The sequence below is a fragment of the Streptomyces sp. NPDC046261 genome (assembly GCF_040646235.1).
Taxonomy (GTDB): Bacteria; Actinomycetota; Actinomycetes; order Streptomycetales; family Streptomycetaceae; genus Streptomyces.
The window spans coordinates 137,130-154,012 of sequence record NZ_JBEYZU010000011.1 but is presented as its reverse complement, the minus strand read 5'-3'; the positions used below and the strand labels follow the sequence as shown (position 1 = coordinate 154,012).

Genomic DNA, 16,883 nt, shown 5'->3' with positions numbered 1-16,883 from the left:
AGCCACCGTGAGGCGCGCCCCCGGATTCGACGGTGGGTGAGCCACATGCCACTTCCGGCCTCACGGTGGAAGAGGTCGCGGCCGCCCTGCTCGTCCTTGTAGTAGGCCTGTTCCTCGACGCGGTGCATGCGGTGCTGCTCCAGGCCGGCCGCCCGGGCGGCGATGAGCGCGTACGCCGTCTGCCGTGACGCGTCCAGGTGGGCCCGGTACGCCTGCACCAGATGCCAGACTTCATGCTGCTGGGCGGTGCTGATGCGAGGCCACCCCGTGCGGCCGACGCGCCCGTACAGCTCCCACGAGCCGCACCGGTTGGCCAGGATGACGTGCTTGAACTCGGCGTCGAGAAACTCCGCTTCGTAGTCGAGCAGGCCGGTCTCGGCGCCTACGGTGTGCCACAGGTTCATCGCCGCGTCGTCGTCCAAAGGCCGCCCCCGTGCGGGTCTCGTGGACAACCTCGCGGGCCAGCATGTCTACTGCCTTGACATCGACCCGGTGCAACAGCTCCTCGCCGTGGTGATCTTCCGGTTCGTCAGCAGGAGGGACGGAAGGACACCCAGCCCGGTAAGGAGCTCGTCGTCATAGGTGGCGAAGAGCGGTTTACGCAGACTGCTGGGAGCCGACGGGACGTCCTCTGCGGCGGAGGCGGGCTCGGACCGGTCGGGCAGGGCCCCGACGTTGGCACTGACCTCGCTCTGGTCGACCACCTCGACCGCGCCCGACACGGAGTTGATCGCCATGGTGAAGGGGGGAGCTCGTCGCGAGCGAGGGCGCCGTTGCGCACCGCGAGAATCCGCATCTCGTCGCCGCCCTCCGTCGCCAGGAGCACGCACAGCCACCCTCGCCGACGGGAAGCCCGACCCCGGTCGCCCCGACGCCGACGAGTTCGGCGCCACGCTCACCGAGCCTGCCAAGCTCTACGAAGAGGTACGGCGCCGTTCCGCCGACGAGCCGCTCACCCTGTCGATCCGGGACTTCCTCGCGGTCTGGGGCGTTCCGCGTCGGTACCCTGCCGCGGTCGAGCAGATCGAGAACGACCTCGACGCCAACGGCCTCGACACCGTTCCGCCGTTCACGGAGGGCAGCCTAGAGACTCAGATCGCGGTCCTGGCCAGTGGCGCCGAACCCGACGAAGCGGGGACGAGTGCCGTCACCCGGCTCACCGTCACGACCAGTTCGTCTGCGGTGGTCCAGAGAGTGGCGGACAACGCCCGGCACCTGGTGAACGATGACTCGCAGGCGAAGACCGTCGCCTACCCGGTGAGCAACCTGGACTCCGCCAACCGCATGCCCAAGTGCGTACGGGCCGGCGACAGCCTCCGAACCGCCATGACGCTCATGATGCTCCGCGACGACAGCCAGCTCCCCGTCCTCGACGCGGATGGCCGAGTGCGCGGCGTGGTCAGCTGGGAGTCGATCGGGCGTGCTCACATGGCCGACTCCCAAGCCAGTCTTGCGGCAGCCACGGTCCGCGCCCAAGAAGCAGACCGCTCAGACGACCTTCTCGACTGGGTCGGGACCATCCAGAGGTCCGGCTACGTTCTCGTGCGCGACCACGATCACAAGGTGTGCGGGCTGGTCACCGACTCCGACCTCACCGTCCAGTTCGGCATCCGGGTTCGTCCCTTCGTCCTCGTCGAGGAGATCGAGCAGCGCCTGCGGCGGATCGTCGACCGCTGCCTACCGACCGACCGCATTCGGGCAGTGGTGCCCAGGCACCGCGCCTCCCGGGTGAACTCCGCGGCCAACCTGACGTTCGGTGCGTACGGACACCTGCTGAAGGTTCCGGAGAAGTGGGCCGAACTCGGATGGCTCATCGACCAGCAGCACTTCGTCGCCGCACTCGAGGAAGGCCGCAATTTCCGCAACAGCCTGACACACTTCAGCCCGGATCCCGTCACAGACGACCAGCTGCGCCCGGCCCAGGGCCTTCTCGAACTGCTGCGCTCCGCTGGCGAAGGCGACGCCGATCCCTACTGAAAACGCAGCTCACGCGTCCTTAGCCACCGGCTTCAAAATCGCCACGCACTCCACATGGTGCGTCATCGGGAACAGGTCGAACGCCCGCAGCTTCACCACCCGGTAGCCCGCCTCCGCGAAGTACTTCAGGTCGCGGGCCAGGGCCGCCGGGTCGCAGGCTACGTAGGCGATGCGGCGGGCGCCCAGGGAGGCGAGGTGGCGGACCGTTTGCTTGCCGGCGCCGGCGCGTGGGGGGTCGAGGACCACGAGGTCCGCCGAGTCGATGCCGGTGCGCGGCAGGACGTCCTCGACCTTGCCGTGTTCGATGCGGACGCGGTCGAGGTCCTGGAGGTTGTGGCGGGCGTCCTCCACCGCGCGCTTGCCGGATTCGATGCCCAGCACCGCGCCCTTCTCGCCCACGCGCTCGGCGAGGGAGCCGGCGAAGAGGCCCACGCCGCAGTAGAGGTCGAGGGCCATGTCGCCCTTGCGGGGCATGAGGCCCTGCATGACGGCCTTGACCAGGGTGTCGGCCGCCTGGGGGTGGACCTGCCAGAAGCCGCCCTCGCCGACGCGGTAGGTGCGCTCGTCGGCGCGCTCGCGGACGAAGGGGCGGCCGTGGACGCGGTGGACCCTGCCGTCCTTCTCGCCGACGCGCATCACCGAGACCGGCTTGTCGAGCTCGACGATCGGCAGGCGGCCGCCGGGCTTCGGGGTGAGGATGACCTGGCGGTCGGCCGAGCCCGAGGCGGCGATGGCCTCGACGGTGGCGATCTGGGGCCACTCGCGCTTCTCGATGCCGAGCTCGGTGACGCCGGGGGCCGCGATCAGGCAGCGGTCGATGATCTGGACCTCGTGGGAGCGGTGCTTGCGCAGGCCCGCGTGGCCCTCGGCGTCGATCGCGTACTGGACGCGGGTGCGCCAGGCGGGGACCTGGCCCGCCGGGAGCTTGTCGCCCTCGGCCGGCATGACCGTGCCGTCCCAGCCGGCCTCCTCCGGGGTGAGGCCCGCGAGGCGCTTGAGCTGCTCGGCGATGACCTCGCCCTTGAAGCGGCGCTGGGCGCCGGGCTTGGCGTGCTGCCAGTCGCAGCCGCCGCACTTGCCGGGGCCGGAGAAGGGGCAGGGGGCCTCGACCCGGTCCTTGGACGCCTCCAGCACCTCCACCGCGTCCGCTCGCAGGAAGCGGGACGTCGCCTCGCCCTCCGTCACCCGCGCCACGACGCGCTCGCCGGGCAGCGTGTGGCGGACGAAGAGGACGCGGCCCGACTCCGTGCGGGCGACGCAGTGACCGCCGTGGGCGACGGGGCCGACCTCGACCTCGTACTCCTCGCCGACCAGCGATTCCTGCGGTGCGTTCTGCATGGGGTCGGCTCCAGAGACGTAAAAAAGGGGTGAGGCGGGACAGCCGTCCAGTCTACGGCCCGTCCCGCCCCACCTGCGAATTCAGTCTTCGCGACTTCTTCGCCTACTTCTTCGCCTACGTCGTCGCGTACGCCCTCGCGTACGTCGACGCCTACTTCTTCGTCGCCGCCTTTTCCTTCCGCGGCTCCGTCACCGGGCCGCGCCGCACCGCGCCCGGGGCGTTCCACTCGGCGCGCTTGCGGGCGCGCTGCTTGGCCGCCTCGGAGGAGTCCAGCTGCCAGGGCACGGAGGTGACCATGACGCCGGGCGTGAAGAGCAGGCGGCCCTTCAGGCGCAGGGCGCTCTGGTTGTGCAGCAGGTGCTCGTACCAGTGGCCCACGACGTATTCGGGGATGTAGACGCTGACCACGTCGCGCGGGCTCTCCTTGCGCAGCCGCTTGACGTAGTCGATGACGGGCCGGGTGATCTCGCGGTAGGGCGAGTCGAGGACCTTCAGCGGTACGTCGATGCCGCGGGCCGACCAGTCGTCGCGCAGCGACTTGGTCTCGGCCGCGTCGACGCTGATGGTCAGGGCCTCCAGCGTGTCGGAGCGCATGAGCTTGGCGTAGGCGAGGGCCCGCAGGGTGGGCTTGTGGATCTTGGAGACCAGGACGATGGAGTGCACCCGGGAGGGGCGTACCGTCTCGTCGGTGGGCCCCTCGCCGGCGGCGATCTCCTCGGCGACCCGGTCGTAGTGCTTACGGATCGCGGTCATGGTGGCGAAGAAGATCACCATGCCGAGGAGGGCCACCCAGGCGCCGTGCGTGAACTTCGTGACCAGGACGACCACGAGCACCAGGCCGGTGAAGAAGGCGCCGAAGGTGTTGATCGCCCGGGAGCGGATCATGCGGCGGCGCTTGGCCGGGTCGCTCTCGCCGCGCAGGTGGCGGTTCCAGTGCCGCACCATGCCGATCTGGCTGAGGGTGAAGGAGACGAAGACGCCGACGATGTAGAGCTGGATCAGCTTCGTGGAGTCCGCGCCGTAGATGTAGACGAGTATCGCGGCGGCCGCGGCGAGCAGCACGATGCCGTTGGAGAACGCGAGCCGGTCGCCGCGGGTGTGCAGCTGTCGCGGCAGGTAGCGGTCCTGGGCGAGGATCGAGCCGAGCAGCGGGAAGCCGTTGTACGCGGTGTTGGCGGCCAGGAAGAGGACCAGGGCGGTGGCGGCGGCGAGCACGATGAACAGGAACGAGCCGTTGCCGAAGACCGCCTCGGCGACCTGGGAGATCACCGGGTTCTGGGTGTAGTCCTCACCGACGGGCACGCCGTCGCGCAGCAGGTCGGTGGCCGGGTTCTCGGCCATCCGGACCTTGGTGACCATGGCCAGCGCGATGATGCCGCAGAACATGGTGACGGCGAGGCCGCCCATCAGCGCCAGCGTGGTGGCGGCGTTCTTCGACTTCGGCTTGCGGAAGGCGGGCACGCCGTTGCTGATCGCCTCCACGCCCGTCAGGGCGGCACAGCCGGAGGAGAACGCGCGCAGGAGCAGGAAGACCAGCGCGAAGCCGGCCAGGCCCTGGTGCTCGGCGTGGATGGTGTAGTCGGCGGTCGGGGCCTTCATGGTGTCGCCCGTGAGGCCGCGGTAGGCGCCCCAGGCGATCATCGCGAAGACGCCGCCGACGAAGACGTACGTCGGGATCGCGAAGAGCTTTCCGGACTCCTTGACGCCGCGCAGGTTCATCAGCGTGAGCAGCACGATCACGGCGACGGCCGAGAGCGTCTTGTGCTCGATGACGAACGGGATGGCGGAGCCGAGGTTCTCGATGCCGGAGGAGATCGAGACCGCGACGGTCAGGACGTAGTCGACGAGCAGGGCGCTGGCGACCGTCAGTCCGGCCTTGGGCCCGAGGTTGGTGTTGGCGACCTCGTAGTCGCCGCCGCCGCTCGGGTAGGCGTGGACGTTCTGGCGGTACGAGGCGACCACCGTGAACATCAGCACGACGACCGCTACCGCGATCCAGGGGCTGAAGTGGTAGGCGGACACGCCTGCCACGGACAGGACGAGCAGCACTTCGCCCGGCGCGTACGCCACGGAGGAGAGGGGGTCGGACGCGAAGACGGGGAGGGCGATGCGCTTGGGGAGGAGAGTCTCCCCAAGCTTGTTGCTGTGCAGCGCCCGGCCGATGAGGATCCGTTTCGGCAGGTCGGTCAGTTTGGACACGCAGAGGATCGTAAGGGTTCGGTATCGATACCGCCCACCCGGCTACCCGTCGGAGCCCGGATGCGTTAAGGGGCCGTTAAGACCCCGGGACCGGCCTTGACGGGCTCCGCGGCGGCGGGTGACGGCCTTACGGGCGCAGTCGGACGGGCAGCGACCGGTGGCCGTTGGAGATGAAGGAATCCACCGGGAGCAGCTCGTCCGGGGCCACGGCCAGGGTCATGTCGGGGAAGCGCTCGAAGAGGGCGGGCAGGGCGATGTTCGCCTCCAGCCGGGCCAGCGGGGCGCCGAGGCAGAAGTGGACGCCGTGGCCGAAGGAGAGGTGCTCCTTGGTGGCACGAGTCACATCGAAACGGGCACCGTCGTCGCCGTAGAGCTCCGGGTCGCGGCCGGCCGCCGCGTAGGAGGCGAGGATGGCGTCGCCCTTGCGCAGGGTGACGCCGCCGTCGAGGGGGATGTCCTCGGTGGCGTAGCGCAGCGGCAGGTTGGCGACGGGGGCCTGGACGCGCAGTGTCTCCTCGATCACATCGTTCCAGCCGGCCTTGCCGGCGCGGACGAGGGCCAGCTGGTCGGGGTGGGTGAGCAGCGCGTGGATGGCGTTGTCGAGGAGGTTGACCGTGGTCTCGTGACCGGCGCCGATCATGAGCAGGAGGGTGTCGACGAGTTCCTGCTCGCTCAGGGGCGCGTCGGCGTCGTCGTCGCGGGCGGAGATCAGGACGCTGGTCATGTCGTCGCCCGGCGTCTCGCGCTTGGCGGCGACGATCGAGCCGAGGAGGCCGTAGAGCCGGCCGTAGGTGGCGGTGACCTCCTCCGGGTCGGCGGAGGTGTGGAAGATCGAGTCGACGCACTCGCGCAGCCCCTCGCGCGTGGGCTCGTCGTCGACGCCGAACAGCTCGCAGATCACCTGGATCGGGATGGAGTAGGCGTAGCGCTCGCGCAGGTCGACGCTCTCACCGGGCGGGGTGGCGGCGAGCTCGTCGAGGAGGTCGGCGGTCATCTTCTCGATGCGGGGGCGCAGGGCGGCGGTGCGGCGGGCGGTGAAGGCCTTGGAGACCAGGACGCGCAGCCGTTTGTGGTCGCCGCCGTAGGCGGTGAACATGTTCCGCACCGCGACCCAGGTGTACAGCGGCCATTCGGGGGAGATCTCGCCGTTGATCCAGGCGGGCCAGTGCCGGCGCGGGTCCTTGGAGACGCGCGGGTCGGTCAGCAGCTGCTTGAGCAAGGGCTGGGCGGTCACTGCCCATGCCACCACGCCACCAGGGAGCTCCACAGGGGTGGCCGGCCCGTGGGCGCGGATGCGGGCTGCCTCGCCGTGGATGTCACGGCCGGTGGGATCGATCGTGACGGGGCAGGTCTGGCGTTCCATCGGCTCTCTCCGGAGGTCTCGGGCGGCAGGTGGTCGGCGGACGGGTGGCCCGGCCGGTCACCAGGGGGTCCGGGGCGGTCGGGCTGCCCCGGGTGGACGGGGGCGGGCGCCGGTGCGGGCACCGGCACCGGGGGGAAGCGGACGGGCAGGGCGGTCAGGGCGCGGTGGAAGGGCCCGGGGCGCCACACCAGCCGGTCGGCGGGTACGGCCAGCTCCACGTCGGGCAGCCGGTCCAGGAGCTTCTCGACGGCGGCGGCCGCGATGAGGCGCGCCGCGTCCTTGGCGGGGCAGTGGTGCGGGCCGGCGCTCCAGGCGAGGTGGGCGCGGTTGCCGGTGCGGCGGTCGGAGCGCAGGGCGGGGTCGGTGTTGGCGGCGGCGAAGCTGACGACGACGGGCTCGCCGGCGCGCAGCGGCACGCCGCCGAAGTCCAGGTCCTCCAGCGGATAGTGGATCCCGTAGTTGGCCATGGGCGGGTCGAGCCAGAGGACCTCGTCGAGAGCGTCCTCGACGGGCATGCTGCCGCCGGCCAGGTCGCCGGCGAAGCGGTCGTCGGACAGCAGCAGGCGCAGGGCGTTGGCGATGAGGTTCTGCTGGGGTTCGGTGCCGGCGCCGATGAGGACGACGAGCTGATGGAGCATCTCCTCGTCGCCGAGCTGGACCGGGTGCGCCATCAGCCAGGAGGTCATGTCCGCGCCGGGCTGCTCGCGCTTGAGGGCGATGAGTTCCAGGAGGCTGCTGGTGATGAGGGCGTCGGCCCGTTCGGCGTCCACGCCGTCGAAGATGCCGGAGAAGCCCTCGACGAGGCGGTCGCCGAGCTCGGGCGGGCAGCCGAACAGCTGCTGGAAGACCAGGAGCGGCAGCACCTTGGCGTAGCTGCCGAGCAGGTCGGCCTCGCCGAGCGCGGTGAAGCGGTCGATGAGGCTGTCGGCGCTGCGCTCGGCGTAGCCGCGCAGGGCGTTGGGGTCGATCCGGGCGAGGCTGTCGTCGACGGCCTGCCGGTAGCGGAGGTGGTCGTCGCCGTCGGAGAACAGACAGTTGGGCCGGTAGGCCATCATCGGCACGACGGGGTTGTCGGGGGCGACCCGGCCGTCGGCCAGGGCCCGCCAGTGGCGGGCGTCCTTGACGAACCGGTCGGGGCTGCGGAGCACTTCGAGCGCGGCGCGGTAGTCGGTGACGAGGGTGGCCTGCACGCGGGGTGCCAGCTCCACGGGGGCGGCGGGCCCGTTCTGCCGCAGCCGCCGGTAGACGGCCTGGGGGTCGGCGGCGAAGTCGGGGCCGTACAGCGGGGTGCCCGGCCCCTGGTAGGCCGGCGGGGCCTGGTGGGGCGGGCGGGCTTGCTGGGCCTGATGGGCCTGGTGGGCCTGGTGGGCCTGGTGCGCGGGGCAGCCCGGTGGCGGCGTGGGGCCGGCGTCGGGGCGGTGGGTCACACGTGCTCCTGGGCGGTACGGGTCTGCAGGTACTCCACGAGGGTGATCAGCGCGCGCGTGGAGGAGATCCGGTCGCGGGCGTCACAGGTGATCAGCGGGGTCTCGGGCAGCAGGTCGAGGGCCTCGCGGATCTCCTCGTCGGGGTGGGTGGGGGCGCCGTCGAAGTGGTTGATCGCGACGGCGTACGGCAGTCCGTGCTCCTCCAGCAGGCCCATGACGTCGAAGGACTGCTCCAGGCGCCGGGTGTCGGCGAGGACGATCGCGCCGAGCGCCCCCTGGGTCATGTCCTGCCACAGCCGGGTGAAGCGCTGCTGGCCGGGGGCGCCGAAGAGATAGAGGACGAGGCTGTCGCTGAGGGTGAGCCGGCCGAAGTCCATGGCCACCGTGGTGGTGGTCTTGCCCTCGATGCCGGCCAGGTCGTCGACGAGCGCCCCGGCCTGGGTCATGGTCTCCTCGGTGCGCAGCGGCCGGATCTCCGACAGCGACCCGACGAAGGTCGTCTTGCCGACCGCGAAGTGTCCGACGACGAGGATCTTGGCGGCGGTCCGTACGGTCCGCCGCAGATAGACACCGCCGTCGGGGTGACCGCCGTACGCGCCGGGGTCAGAGGCGAGCGCGGAGTCCATCGAGCACCTCCTGGAGGATCTGGGCCTCGGGCAGCTGTGCCGAGGGGATGGGGGCGCGGGTGGAGAGGTGGCCGCTGTCCACGAGGTCGCCGAGCAGCACCTTGGTGACGCTGACGGGCAGCATCAGGTGGCCGGCGATCTCGGCCACGGACAGGGCGCCGCCGAGGCAGAGTTCCATGAGCGCGCGCTTTTCGGGGCTGAGTCCGCCGAGGGGCAGGTCGCCGTGCGCCATGACCAGGGTGACCAGGTCGAAGGTGTTGCGGGTGGGGTGGGAGCGCCCGTCGGTGACGACGTACGGGCGCACCAGCCCTTTCTCGCGCCTCGGCGCCGGCGGGGTCATGCCGGGCTGCCCGGGCCCTGCCAGCCGTCCTGACGCGGCGGGCTCACCAGCTCCTTGCCGAGCCGGTCGACCGTCTTCTGCATGCGGTAGGTGACGGCTTCCATGTCGACGTTCTCGCCGGCGGAAACGGCGAGGTAGGCGCCGGGACCGGCGGCTATGAGGAAGACGTAGCCGTGGGCGAACTCCACCAGCGTCTGCCGCCAGGGGCTGTCCTGGTGGGTGGGGTGGGTGCAGAACTCGGTGGTGGAGCGGCTGATGGACTGCAGTCCGGAGAGGGCGGCGGCCTGACGCTCGGCCTCGTCCCGGTCGATGCCGCGGGAGTGGGCACGCAGCATGCCGTCGGCGGACAGCAGGATCGCGTGCCGGGCCTCCGGCATCTTCACGACCTCGTCGAGCATCCAGCCCAGCTCTTTGTTCATGTGGTCGTTCACGCGTGCGGGTTCCCTTCGTCTTCTGCGGGGGTGCCGGGTCGGCGGGCGGGGGCCTGACGGTCGTCATGGCTGCCGGGCCGGCGGAAGCCGGCGTCCGGGCCGGCGCCCGGCGGTACGGCGCCGGGGGCGCCGGGCGGCGGGCCGGCGACCGAACCGGAGGCGGCGGGCCCCCGGTACGGCGGCTGTCCGGGCGGCGGGCTCGCGGGGACGCCGGACGGCGGGCCGGCGACCGAACCGGAGGCGCCGGGGCCCCGGTGCGGTGGCTGCCCGGACGGCGGGTCGCCGGCCGGCGGTACGGCGCCGGGGGCGGCGGCCGGACCGGGGGCCGCGAGCCCCCGGCGTGGCGGCTGTCCGGGGCCCTGGTCGCCGGGGAGGTGTGGGAGGGGGTGGTTGCCGGTGCGGCCGGAGCGGGTGCCGCGGGCGAAGGCGCCCATGCGACGGGCGGTCTCCTCGGCGGTGCGCTCCTGGGGCGGCTCGGCGGGCATCGGGGCCGCGGGCCGGCCGTGCGCCGCGGCGCCCGGCTGCCGGCGGCGGCGCTTGGGCAGCCCGCCGGCGGTGGAGCCGGTGACGGCGGAGGGGCCGGCGGCACCCGGGGCGACGGGCGGCACGCCGTCGGCCGGCGGGCCGAACGCCGGGGGCTCCTGGGGGGCGTGCGTCCGCTCCGCGGGGCGCGCGTGCGAACGGGATGCCTTGTGCGTCGCGCCGTGCCCCGGGGCGTTGCGGGCGCGCCCGTGCCCGGACAGGGGCGTGGTGCTCGGCCCGTCGATGTCGAGCTGGGTCAGCAGCGCGCTGGGCAGGAACAGGACGGCCCGTACACCGCCGTACGGCGAACGCGTGTCGACCGAGACGCTGAAGCCGTAGCGGGCGGCGAGCACGCCGATGACGGGGAAGCCGAACTGCGGGGGGTCGCCGAGCCGGGAGACGTCCACGGCCTGCCGGCCGGACAGCATCGCCCCGGCATGCTGCATTTCCCGCCCGTCCATGCCCACGCCCGCGTCGTCGATGACGACGCAGGCGCCGTTGTGCACCGGCTGGAGGCTGACCTCGACGGTGGTGTTGGGCTGCGAGTGGCGGGCGGCGTTGTCGAGGAGCTCGGCGACGGCGAGCACGACGGGCTCGACGGCCCGGCTGACGACGGCGAGATCGGCCTGCGGGTGCACCCGGACCCGGCGGTAGTCGCGGATGCGGGAGGTGGCGCCCCGGACGACGTCGGTGAGCGGGGAGGCGACGCGCTGCCGGCCGGGCCAGGAGCCGCACAGCACGGCGATGGCCTGGGCGCGGCGCCCGAACTGGGAGTTGGCGTGGTCGATCTCCAGCAGGTCCCTGAGCACATCGGGGTTGTCGTGCCGGTCCTGCATGTCGGAGATGGCCAGCTGCTGTTCGTGCGCCAGCCCCTGCAGGGCGCGCATGGACGCCTTGAGCGCGGCCTTCGCCGACTGGTCGGCGCGGGCCTGGGCCTTCTCCACTGCCTGGGCGAACAGATCCATCACCTGCTGCAGACGCTGCGCGAAGGCGGTGCCGGTCAGCCGGTCGTCGAGCGGTCCGGGCAGCGGCACGTCCTGGCTGGCGGCGTCCGCGACGGCCGGCAGCCGGACGCCGACCAGGTGGCCCAGTTCCTCGTCACGCGCGCGGAGGCTCTCCTCCAGTTGGGCGACGCGCCTGCGCACTCCGGTGGTGATCGTGCGCTGGCGCTGCAGCAGGACCGCGACGACGGTCAGTGCGATGGCCAGGCACCAGATCACCACCTCGGATATGTGATGTGACATCAATTCCTCTTGGCCGACGGGGGCATGGGGGCGGCGGCGGGACAGGTTCGGCGTCCTGACTTCCCGTCCGGAAGCGGAATACGCCGATCATCCTAGCCGTGTGGGTGACCGTGTGTCCGATCTTCGTCACGAATACCGAACAGGCTTACGTCCGTTCTTCCCGCATATGCCGGGGAACGGGAGAGGTAAGGCGATATCCGGCCGAAGTCCGGCGACAGCCGACGGGCCGTCACGGGACCGGCACCGCCCGGACGCGCGCCGCCCAGCAGGAGTACCACGGCGGAGCCACACCCTCCGAAGGCAAGGGCCGCGGCGGGCGGGCGTGACGTGATCAGGCCGGTGCGTTCGGGCCAGGACGGCGGGGGCGCCCGGGGCCGTCGCCCCGGCCGTCCCGCGCATCCGCTCCGGCGTTCCGCGCGTCGTGATCATTGACCCGAGCCTATGGCGAACGCCTCGCGTGCCGAAGGGGAGGGTCTCCGGACCGTCTCTCGCGCCGGGGATGCACGGGCCGGGGTGCGGGCGCACCATGGGTGAGGAAGCAGGCGCCGGGGAGGCCGCGACGCGCGGCGGGCCCCACGGGCCGGGCAGCAGCAGCCCCCGGCCGGCCCGCCGATGAGCGGCACGCTCCTTCCCCCCGTGCCGGGCGCACGGCCCCCGGCGCCGGTACCGCCGGCTCTCCTCCGGACGGATTTCCCCCGCACTCCCCCTGTAGTCCCCCGCAGCGACCCAGCGACAAGGTGGGCAGACTCATGCGCGAAACGAGCATGCGCGAAACGAGACGGACGAGGCGGCGCGCCAGGCCCGCCCTCGTCGTGGCCGGAATCCTCGTGGTCTCCACGGTCGGGGCCACCGGCGCGGACGCGCGGACGGACCCGGCCGTGGCCGCGGAGCCTGCCGCCGGCCCGGACGCCCCGGACGCGGCTCCTCCGGACGCGGCCTCGATGCCTTCCTCCGGACCGGACACCTGTGTGCGGGGCATGGTCTGGCGCGAGGCGATCCCCGGCGACCATGTCTGCGTCACCGAGCACGGGCGCAGCCTGGCCAAGCTGCAGAACGCCCAGGCCCGGGAGCACACCCGGCCCGACGGCAGCTGTACGCCCTCGAACTGGGTGCGGCGCTGGGCGGTGCCCAACGACCGCACCTGCGTCCATCCGACCGCGGCCCGGGACGCACAGGGTGCCACCAAACGCGCGACGTCGTACTGGGTGGCCACCCGCGACCGCATCCAGGGGAACGAGGTCGACAGGCATCCGTTCTGGTACGCCGCCAACTGGTACCGGATCCGCAGTGTCCAAACCACGCCCTGGCTGTACGCGAACGTCTTCGGGGGAAGCGTCGCGGACGGCACCAAGGTCACCCTCCGCAGCGACACCCCGGGCCGTCAGAACTTCACGTTCCGGCGGGCGGGAGGCGACGTCGCCTACCAGAACACCTTCGAGATCGTGGCGCGCCACTCGGGCAAGTGCCTGGACGTCCAGGGCGTCAGCAAGAACAACGGCGCACCCGTGATCCAGTGGCCCTGTCACGGCGGCGCCAACCAGAAGTGGTACTTCCACCGCCGGGCCGACAATTTCTGGGAGATACGCTCGGTCGGCAGCGACAAGTGCCTGGACGCCGCGAACCCCGACAACCCGGCGGTGAATCCGCCCCGGACCGGCACCCACCTCCAGCAGTGGACGTGCCTGGGCAACAACAAGAACCAGGCCTGGATTCTCTCCCCTCCGAACTGAGCGGAGCTTCCCCACGCCCTTGTCCGCGGGCGGCCCCCGGGGCAGGGGCCGGGGCGCCGGTCGGCGGTCCGGGGGCCCGGTCGGCACGGCGTTGCGGATACGGTGGTGGCATGCGCCCTGCGCGGACGAGGCTCCGCTGGGCGCATCGCGTCGTACCCACGGGCTGATTCCCGCGGGGCCGTGAGCCGAAGAAGGAAGATGTGAGCAGGGTGTTGGTGCAGGTCAGCGCGGTAGACCGGAGCACGGGGCAATAATCATGCATATCGTGATCATGGGGTGCGGACGAGTGGGCGCTGCCCTCGCGCAGACCCTCGAGCAGCAGGGCCACACGGTCGCCGTCATCGACCAGGACCCCACGGCCTTCCGGCGCCTGGGCTCCGGCTTCGGCGGCCGCCGGGTGACCGGCGTCGGCTTCGACCAGGACACCCTGCGCGAGGCGGGCATCGAGGAGGCGGGCGCCTTCGCCGCGGTCAGCAGCGGCGACAACTCCAACATCATCGCGGCCCGCGTGGCCCGCGAGATGTTCGGCGTGGAGAACGTGGCGGCCCGCATCTACGACCCCCGCCGTGCCGAGGTCTACCAGCGGCTGGGCATCCCGACCGTGGCCACCGTGCGGTGGACCGCCGACCAGATGCTGCGCCGCCTGCTGCCGTCGGGCGCGGAGCCGCTGTGGCGCGACCCCAGCGGTGGCGTCCAGCTCGCCGAGGTGCCCGCCTCGGACGCCTGGGTGGGCCAGAAGGTGAGCCTGCTGCAGGAGGAGACCGGCGTACGGGTGGCGTTCCTCACCCGGCTGGGCGAGGCGATGCTGCCGACGTCCGCGACGGTGCTCCAGGAAGGCGACCTGGTGCATGTGATGATGCGCACGGACGAGGTCGAGAAGGTCGAAGCGGCGTTCGCCGCCGGTCCCGAGGAGGCGGCACACTCATGAGGGTTGCCATCGCAGGTGCCGGCGCCGTCGGCCGGTCCATCGCGGGCGAGCTGCTCGAGAACGGCCACGAGGTCCTGCTCATCGACAAGGCCCCCTCGGCCATCTCGGTGGAGCGGGTGCCGCTGGCGGAGTGGCTGCTGGCCGACGCGTGCGAGATCACCTCGCTCGACGAGGCCGCGCTGCAGCGCTGCAACGTCGTCATCGCCGCGACCGGCGACGACAAGGTCAACCTGGTCGTTTCGCTGCTCGCCAAGACCGAGTACGGGGTGCCGCGGGTGGTGGCCCGGGTGAACAACCCCAAGAACGAGTGGCTCTTCAACGAGTCCTGGGGCGTGGACGTGGCCGTCTCCACCCCGCGCCTGATGTCGGCGCTGGTCGAGGAGGCCGTGAGCGTCGGCGACCTGGTGCGCCTGCTGCGCTTCAGCCAGGGCGACGCCAACCTCGTCGAGCTCACCCTGCCGCCGGAGGCCGCCCTGGCCGGCACCCGGGTCGGGGACGTGGACTGGCCGGAGGACACCTCCCTGGTCACCATCATCCGCGGCAACCGCGTGCTGACCCCCAGCCGCGAGGACGCGCTCGAGGCGGGCGACGAGCTGCTGTTCGTGGCCGCCCCCGCGCGCGAGGAGCAGCTGGAGGACCTGCTGTCGGTGCGCCGCGAGGACATCACCGGCTGAGGCCGCGAGGCCGCGCACGTACGAGGAGGGCCCCCGGGAATCGTCCCGGGGGGCCCTCCTCGTCTCCGTACCGCGTACGGTCAGCCGGCCGTGGCCTTGGCCTTGGCCTCGCGCTCGGCGGCCTCGGCCGCCTCCATCTCCGCGAAGACGTCGATCGGCGGCGGCGCCTTCGACAGGAAGATCCAGGTCAGATAGACCGACAGCAGCATCGGCGGGATGCCGAGGGCCACCTTCACCCAGCCCAGCTGAGTGGCGTCCCCCCACCAGTACAGGGGGAAGAGGATCGCGGACTTGGCGAGCAGGATCAGGCCCCACGCCCAGCTGGCCTTGGTGTAGGCGGCCTTGCGGCCCGGGTTGCGGGTGCGCCAGGAGAGGTTCTCCTTGAACACCGGCCCCAGGATCAGGCCCATCAGCGGGTAGCCGGCGATCGAGGAGACGATGTAGGCCACCGCCAGTCCGAGGCTGTAGAGCATGCCCGGCAGGTAGAAGTTCTTGGCGTCGCCGGACATCATCGCGAAGACGGCGCCGAAGGCGACCCCGAAGACGCCGCTGAAGGCGTGCTTGAGGGTGTCCTTGCGGACGAGCCGGGCGAGGCCGAGCACCAGGGACAGGCCCAGTGCGGCGATCGCCGCGATGTGGATGTCGCGCTTGACCGTGTAGATGGCGACGAAGACCAGACCGGGGACGGTGGTCTCCACCATGCCCCGCACCCCGCCGAAGGCTTCGAACAGGGCGGCCTCGGTGACGGATCTGGAGTCGGCCGCCTGCGCGGGCGACGCGCTCCGCGCGTCAGGGGTCGTTCGGTGATCCGTCGGCTTGTCGAGGGACGACAACGGCTACTCCTGTCCGAGCGGTCGGAGTTCGTATCTGGGGTTGAACAGCACTCTGCGGCCACGGCTCATGGAGATCCGGCCGGAGGCGATCAGCTTACGGCCGGGCTCTATGCCCGCGATGGAGCGGCGCCCCAGCCAGACCACGTCGAGCGCGGCGGAACCGTCGAAGAGCTCCGCCTCCAGCGCGGGCACGCCGGCGCGCGGCCGCAGGGTCACGGTCCGCAGCGTGCCGGTGACCTTGACTATCTGCCGGTCGTCGCAATCGCATATGCGCGTGCAGCCCACGGCCTCCGTGTCCTGCTGCAGCTCGGCGTGGTGCAGCTCCTCCTGCGAGGTGGACAGCCGGTCGAGCATCCGGCGGAAGCGGCCGGTCGGCCTCTCGGAACGGGGTACGGCACTCATGCCCCCAGCGTACCGGGGGCCGGGGCCGCCGGGATCGGCGCTCACACCGCGAAAACCGGGCGGAACAGGGCGCTCCGGCCCCCCGGCCGAGGCGGCCGCACGCCCCCAGCCGACCCCTCACGCCTCGAACCGGTACCCCATCCCCGGCTCGGTAATGAAGTGCTTCGGATGCGAGGGATCAAGCTCCAGCTTGCGCCGCAGCTGGGCCATGTAGACCCGCAGGTAGTTCGTCTCCGTCCCGTAGGACGGCCCCCAGACCTCCTGCAGCAGCTGCTTCTGGCTGACGAGACGGCCCGTATTGCGTACGAGCACCTCCAGCAGGTGCCACTCCGTCGGCGTGAGGCGTACGTCCTTGCCGCCACGGTTGACCTTCTTCGCCGCCAGGTCGACCGTGAAGACCTCGGTCTCGACGATCGCGTCGTCGCTTCCGGCGGACGGCCCCGCGGGCTCCGCGCGGCGCACGGCGGCCCTGAGTCTCGCCAGCAGCTCGTCCATGCCGAAGGGCTTCGTCACATAGTCGTCGGCGCCCGCGTCGAGCGCCTCGACCTTCTCGTCGGAGGTCTGCCGGGCGGAGAGGACCAGGATCGGCACCCGGGTCCAGCCGCGCAGGCCCTTGATGACCTCGACGCCGTCCATGTCGGGCAGGCCGAGGTCGAGGATGACCACGTCAGGGTGGCGCGCGGCGGCGAGCTGGAGGGCGGTGGCGCCGTCGGGCGCGGCGTCGACCTCGTACTTCCGCGCCTTGAGGTTGATCACGAGAGCGCGGACGATCTGCGGCTCGTCATCCACCACGAGCACCCGGTTCATGCTGAACCACCTCTGCTGTTCATGCGGGCCCCGCGACGGGG

The 16,883-nt window shown here is 71.8% G+C and carries 15 protein-coding genes and 1 pseudogene; 5 read left to right on the top strand and 11 right to left on the bottom strand.

Annotation, left to right across the window (positions count from 1 at the left end; genetic code table 11):
* Positions 1–32: 32 nt before the first annotated feature.
* Both ABZ956_RS20785 and ABZ956_RS20780 read left to right on the top strand, forming a co-directional pair.
* Positions 33–188: a hypothetical protein gene (locus tag ABZ956_RS20785; RefSeq protein WP_361895482.1), complete on the top strand. Its 156-nt coding sequence runs from the start codon at positions 33–35 to the stop codon at positions 186–188.
* Between the two features lie 394 nt (positions 189–582).
* A complete protein-coding gene (locus tag ABZ956_RS20780) occupies positions 583–1,977 on the top strand; it encodes a CBS domain-containing protein (protein ID WP_361895479.1) in 1,395 nt (464 codons plus the stop codon).
* Between the two features lie 9 nt (positions 1,978–1,986).
* Here the strand turns inward: ABZ956_RS20780 and ABZ956_RS20775 are convergent, their stop codons facing one another.
* The 8 genes and pseudogenes from ABZ956_RS20775 to ABZ956_RS20740 all read right to left on the bottom strand — a co-directional run.
* On the bottom strand, positions 1,987–3,315 hold the full coding sequence (locus tag ABZ956_RS20775; RefSeq protein ID WP_361895476.1) for a class I SAM-dependent RNA methyltransferase: 1,329 nt from the start codon (positions 3,313–3,315) through the stop codon (positions 1,987–1,989).
* Positions 3,316–3,466: 151 nt separating this feature from the next.
* Complete coding sequence (locus tag ABZ956_RS20770) at positions 3,467–5,515, bottom strand: APC family permease (protein WP_361895474.1); 2,049 nt, start codon at positions 5,513–5,515, stop codon at positions 3,467–3,469.
* Positions 5,516–5,642: 127 nt separating this feature from the next.
* Positions 5,643–6,764, bottom strand: coding sequence for a cytochrome P450 (locus tag ABZ956_RS20765; RefSeq protein WP_361895471.1), 1,122 nt, complete (start codon positions 6,762–6,764; stop codon positions 5,643–5,645).
* Positions 6,746–8,305 carry a cytochrome P450 gene (locus ABZ956_RS20760; RefSeq protein WP_361895468.1) on the bottom strand — a complete coding sequence of 520 codons (1,560 nt, stop codon included), beginning with the start codon at positions 8,303–8,305 and terminating at the stop codon, positions 6,746–6,748. Before ABZ956_RS20760 ends, ABZ956_RS20765 begins: the two co-directional genes overlap by 19 nt.
* Positions 8,302–8,931, bottom strand: coding sequence for an ATP/GTP-binding protein (locus ABZ956_RS20755; protein ID WP_361895465.1), 630 nt, complete (start codon positions 8,929–8,931; stop codon positions 8,302–8,304). Before ABZ956_RS20755 ends, ABZ956_RS20760 begins: the two co-directional genes overlap by 4 nt.
* Positions 8,909–9,271, bottom strand: a complete 363-nt coding sequence (locus ABZ956_RS20750; RefSeq protein WP_361895462.1) for a DUF742 domain-containing protein — start codon at positions 9,269–9,271, stop codon at positions 8,909–8,911. Before ABZ956_RS20750 ends, ABZ956_RS20755 begins: the two co-directional genes overlap by 23 nt.
* On the bottom strand, positions 9,268–9,702 hold the full coding sequence (locus ABZ956_RS20745) for a roadblock/LC7 domain-containing protein (RefSeq protein WP_071965821.1): 435 nt from the start codon (positions 9,700–9,702) through the stop codon (positions 9,268–9,270). The genes ABZ956_RS20750 and ABZ956_RS20745 overlap by 4 nt, the downstream gene beginning before the upstream one ends.
* 398 nt (positions 9,703–10,100) lie before the next feature.
* A pseudogene (locus tag ABZ956_RS20740) lies at positions 10,101–11,468 on the bottom strand (ATP-binding protein); the annotation flags it as partial.
* A gap of 749 nt (positions 11,469–12,217) precedes the next feature.
* Here ABZ956_RS20740 and ABZ956_RS20735 point away from each other — a divergent pair.
* The 3 genes from ABZ956_RS20735 (at position 12,218) to ABZ956_RS20725 (ending at position 14,800) form a co-directional block, all read left to right on the top strand.
* Positions 12,218–13,198, top strand: a complete 981-nt coding sequence (locus tag ABZ956_RS20735) for an RICIN domain-containing protein (protein WP_361895459.1) — start codon at positions 12,218–12,220, stop codon at positions 13,196–13,198.
* A 256-nt stretch (positions 13,199–13,454) separates the two neighbouring features.
* Complete coding sequence (locus ABZ956_RS20730) at positions 13,455–14,126, top strand: TrkA family potassium uptake protein (protein WP_361895456.1); 672 nt, start codon at positions 13,455–13,457, stop codon at positions 14,124–14,126.
* Positions 14,123–14,800 carry a TrkA family potassium uptake protein gene (locus tag ABZ956_RS20725; RefSeq protein WP_361895453.1) on the top strand — a complete coding sequence of 226 codons (678 nt, stop codon included), beginning with the start codon at positions 14,123–14,125 and terminating at the stop codon, positions 14,798–14,800. Before ABZ956_RS20730 ends, ABZ956_RS20725 begins: the two co-directional genes overlap by 4 nt.
* A gap of 80 nt (positions 14,801–14,880) precedes the next feature.
* Here the strand turns inward: ABZ956_RS20725 and ABZ956_RS20720 are convergent, their stop codons facing one another.
* The 3 genes from ABZ956_RS20720 to ABZ956_RS20710 all read right to left on the bottom strand — a co-directional run bounded on the left by ABZ956_RS20720 (position 14,881) and on the right by ABZ956_RS20710 (position 16,842).
* Positions 14,881–15,633, bottom strand: a complete 753-nt coding sequence (locus tag ABZ956_RS20720) for a DUF3159 domain-containing protein (RefSeq protein ID WP_361895450.1) — start codon at positions 15,631–15,633, stop codon at positions 14,881–14,883.
* A 3-nt stretch (positions 15,634–15,636) separates the two neighbouring features.
* Entirely contained in the window at positions 15,637–16,035 is a 399-nt protein-coding gene (locus tag ABZ956_RS20715) for an OB-fold nucleic acid binding domain-containing protein (RefSeq protein ID WP_079273549.1), read from the bottom strand.
* Between the two features lie 117 nt (positions 16,036–16,152).
* On the bottom strand, positions 16,153–16,842 hold the full coding sequence (locus ABZ956_RS20710; RefSeq protein ID WP_361895446.1) for a response regulator: 690 nt from the start codon (positions 16,840–16,842) through the stop codon (positions 16,153–16,155).
* Between the last annotated feature and the right edge of the window lie 41 nt (positions 16,843–16,883).

Excerpts from the sequence above, each read along its gene's own strand:
- ABZ956_RS20735 (WP_361895459.1), top strand. The coding sequence starts at position 12,218 with ATGCGCGAAACGAGCATGCGCGAAACGAGACGGACGAGGCGGCGCGCC.
- ABZ956_RS20775 (WP_361895476.1), bottom strand. The coding sequence starts at position 3,315 with ATGCAGAACGCACCGCAGGAATCGCTGGTCGGCGAGGAGTACGAGGTC.
- ABZ956_RS20755 (WP_361895465.1), bottom strand. The coding sequence starts at position 8,931 with ATGGACTCCGCGCTCGCCTCTGACCCCGGCGCGTACGGCGGTCACCCC.
- ABZ956_RS20730 (WP_361895456.1), top strand. The coding sequence starts at position 13,455 with ATGCATATCGTGATCATGGGGTGCGGACGAGTGGGCGCTGCCCTCGCG.
- ABZ956_RS20710 (WP_361895446.1), bottom strand. The coding sequence starts at position 16,842 with ATGAACCGGGTGCTCGTGGTGGATGACGAGCCGCAGATCGTCCGCGCT.
- ABZ956_RS20725 (WP_361895453.1), top strand. The coding sequence starts at position 14,123 with ATGAGGGTTGCCATCGCAGGTGCCGGCGCCGTCGGCCGGTCCATCGCG.
- ABZ956_RS20715 (WP_079273549.1), bottom strand. The coding sequence starts at position 16,035 with ATGAGTGCCGTACCCCGTTCCGAGAGGCCGACCGGCCGCTTCCGCCGG.
- ABZ956_RS20750 (WP_361895462.1), bottom strand. The coding sequence starts at position 9,271 with ATGACCCCGCCGGCGCCGAGGCGCGAGAAAGGGCTGGTGCGCCCGTAC.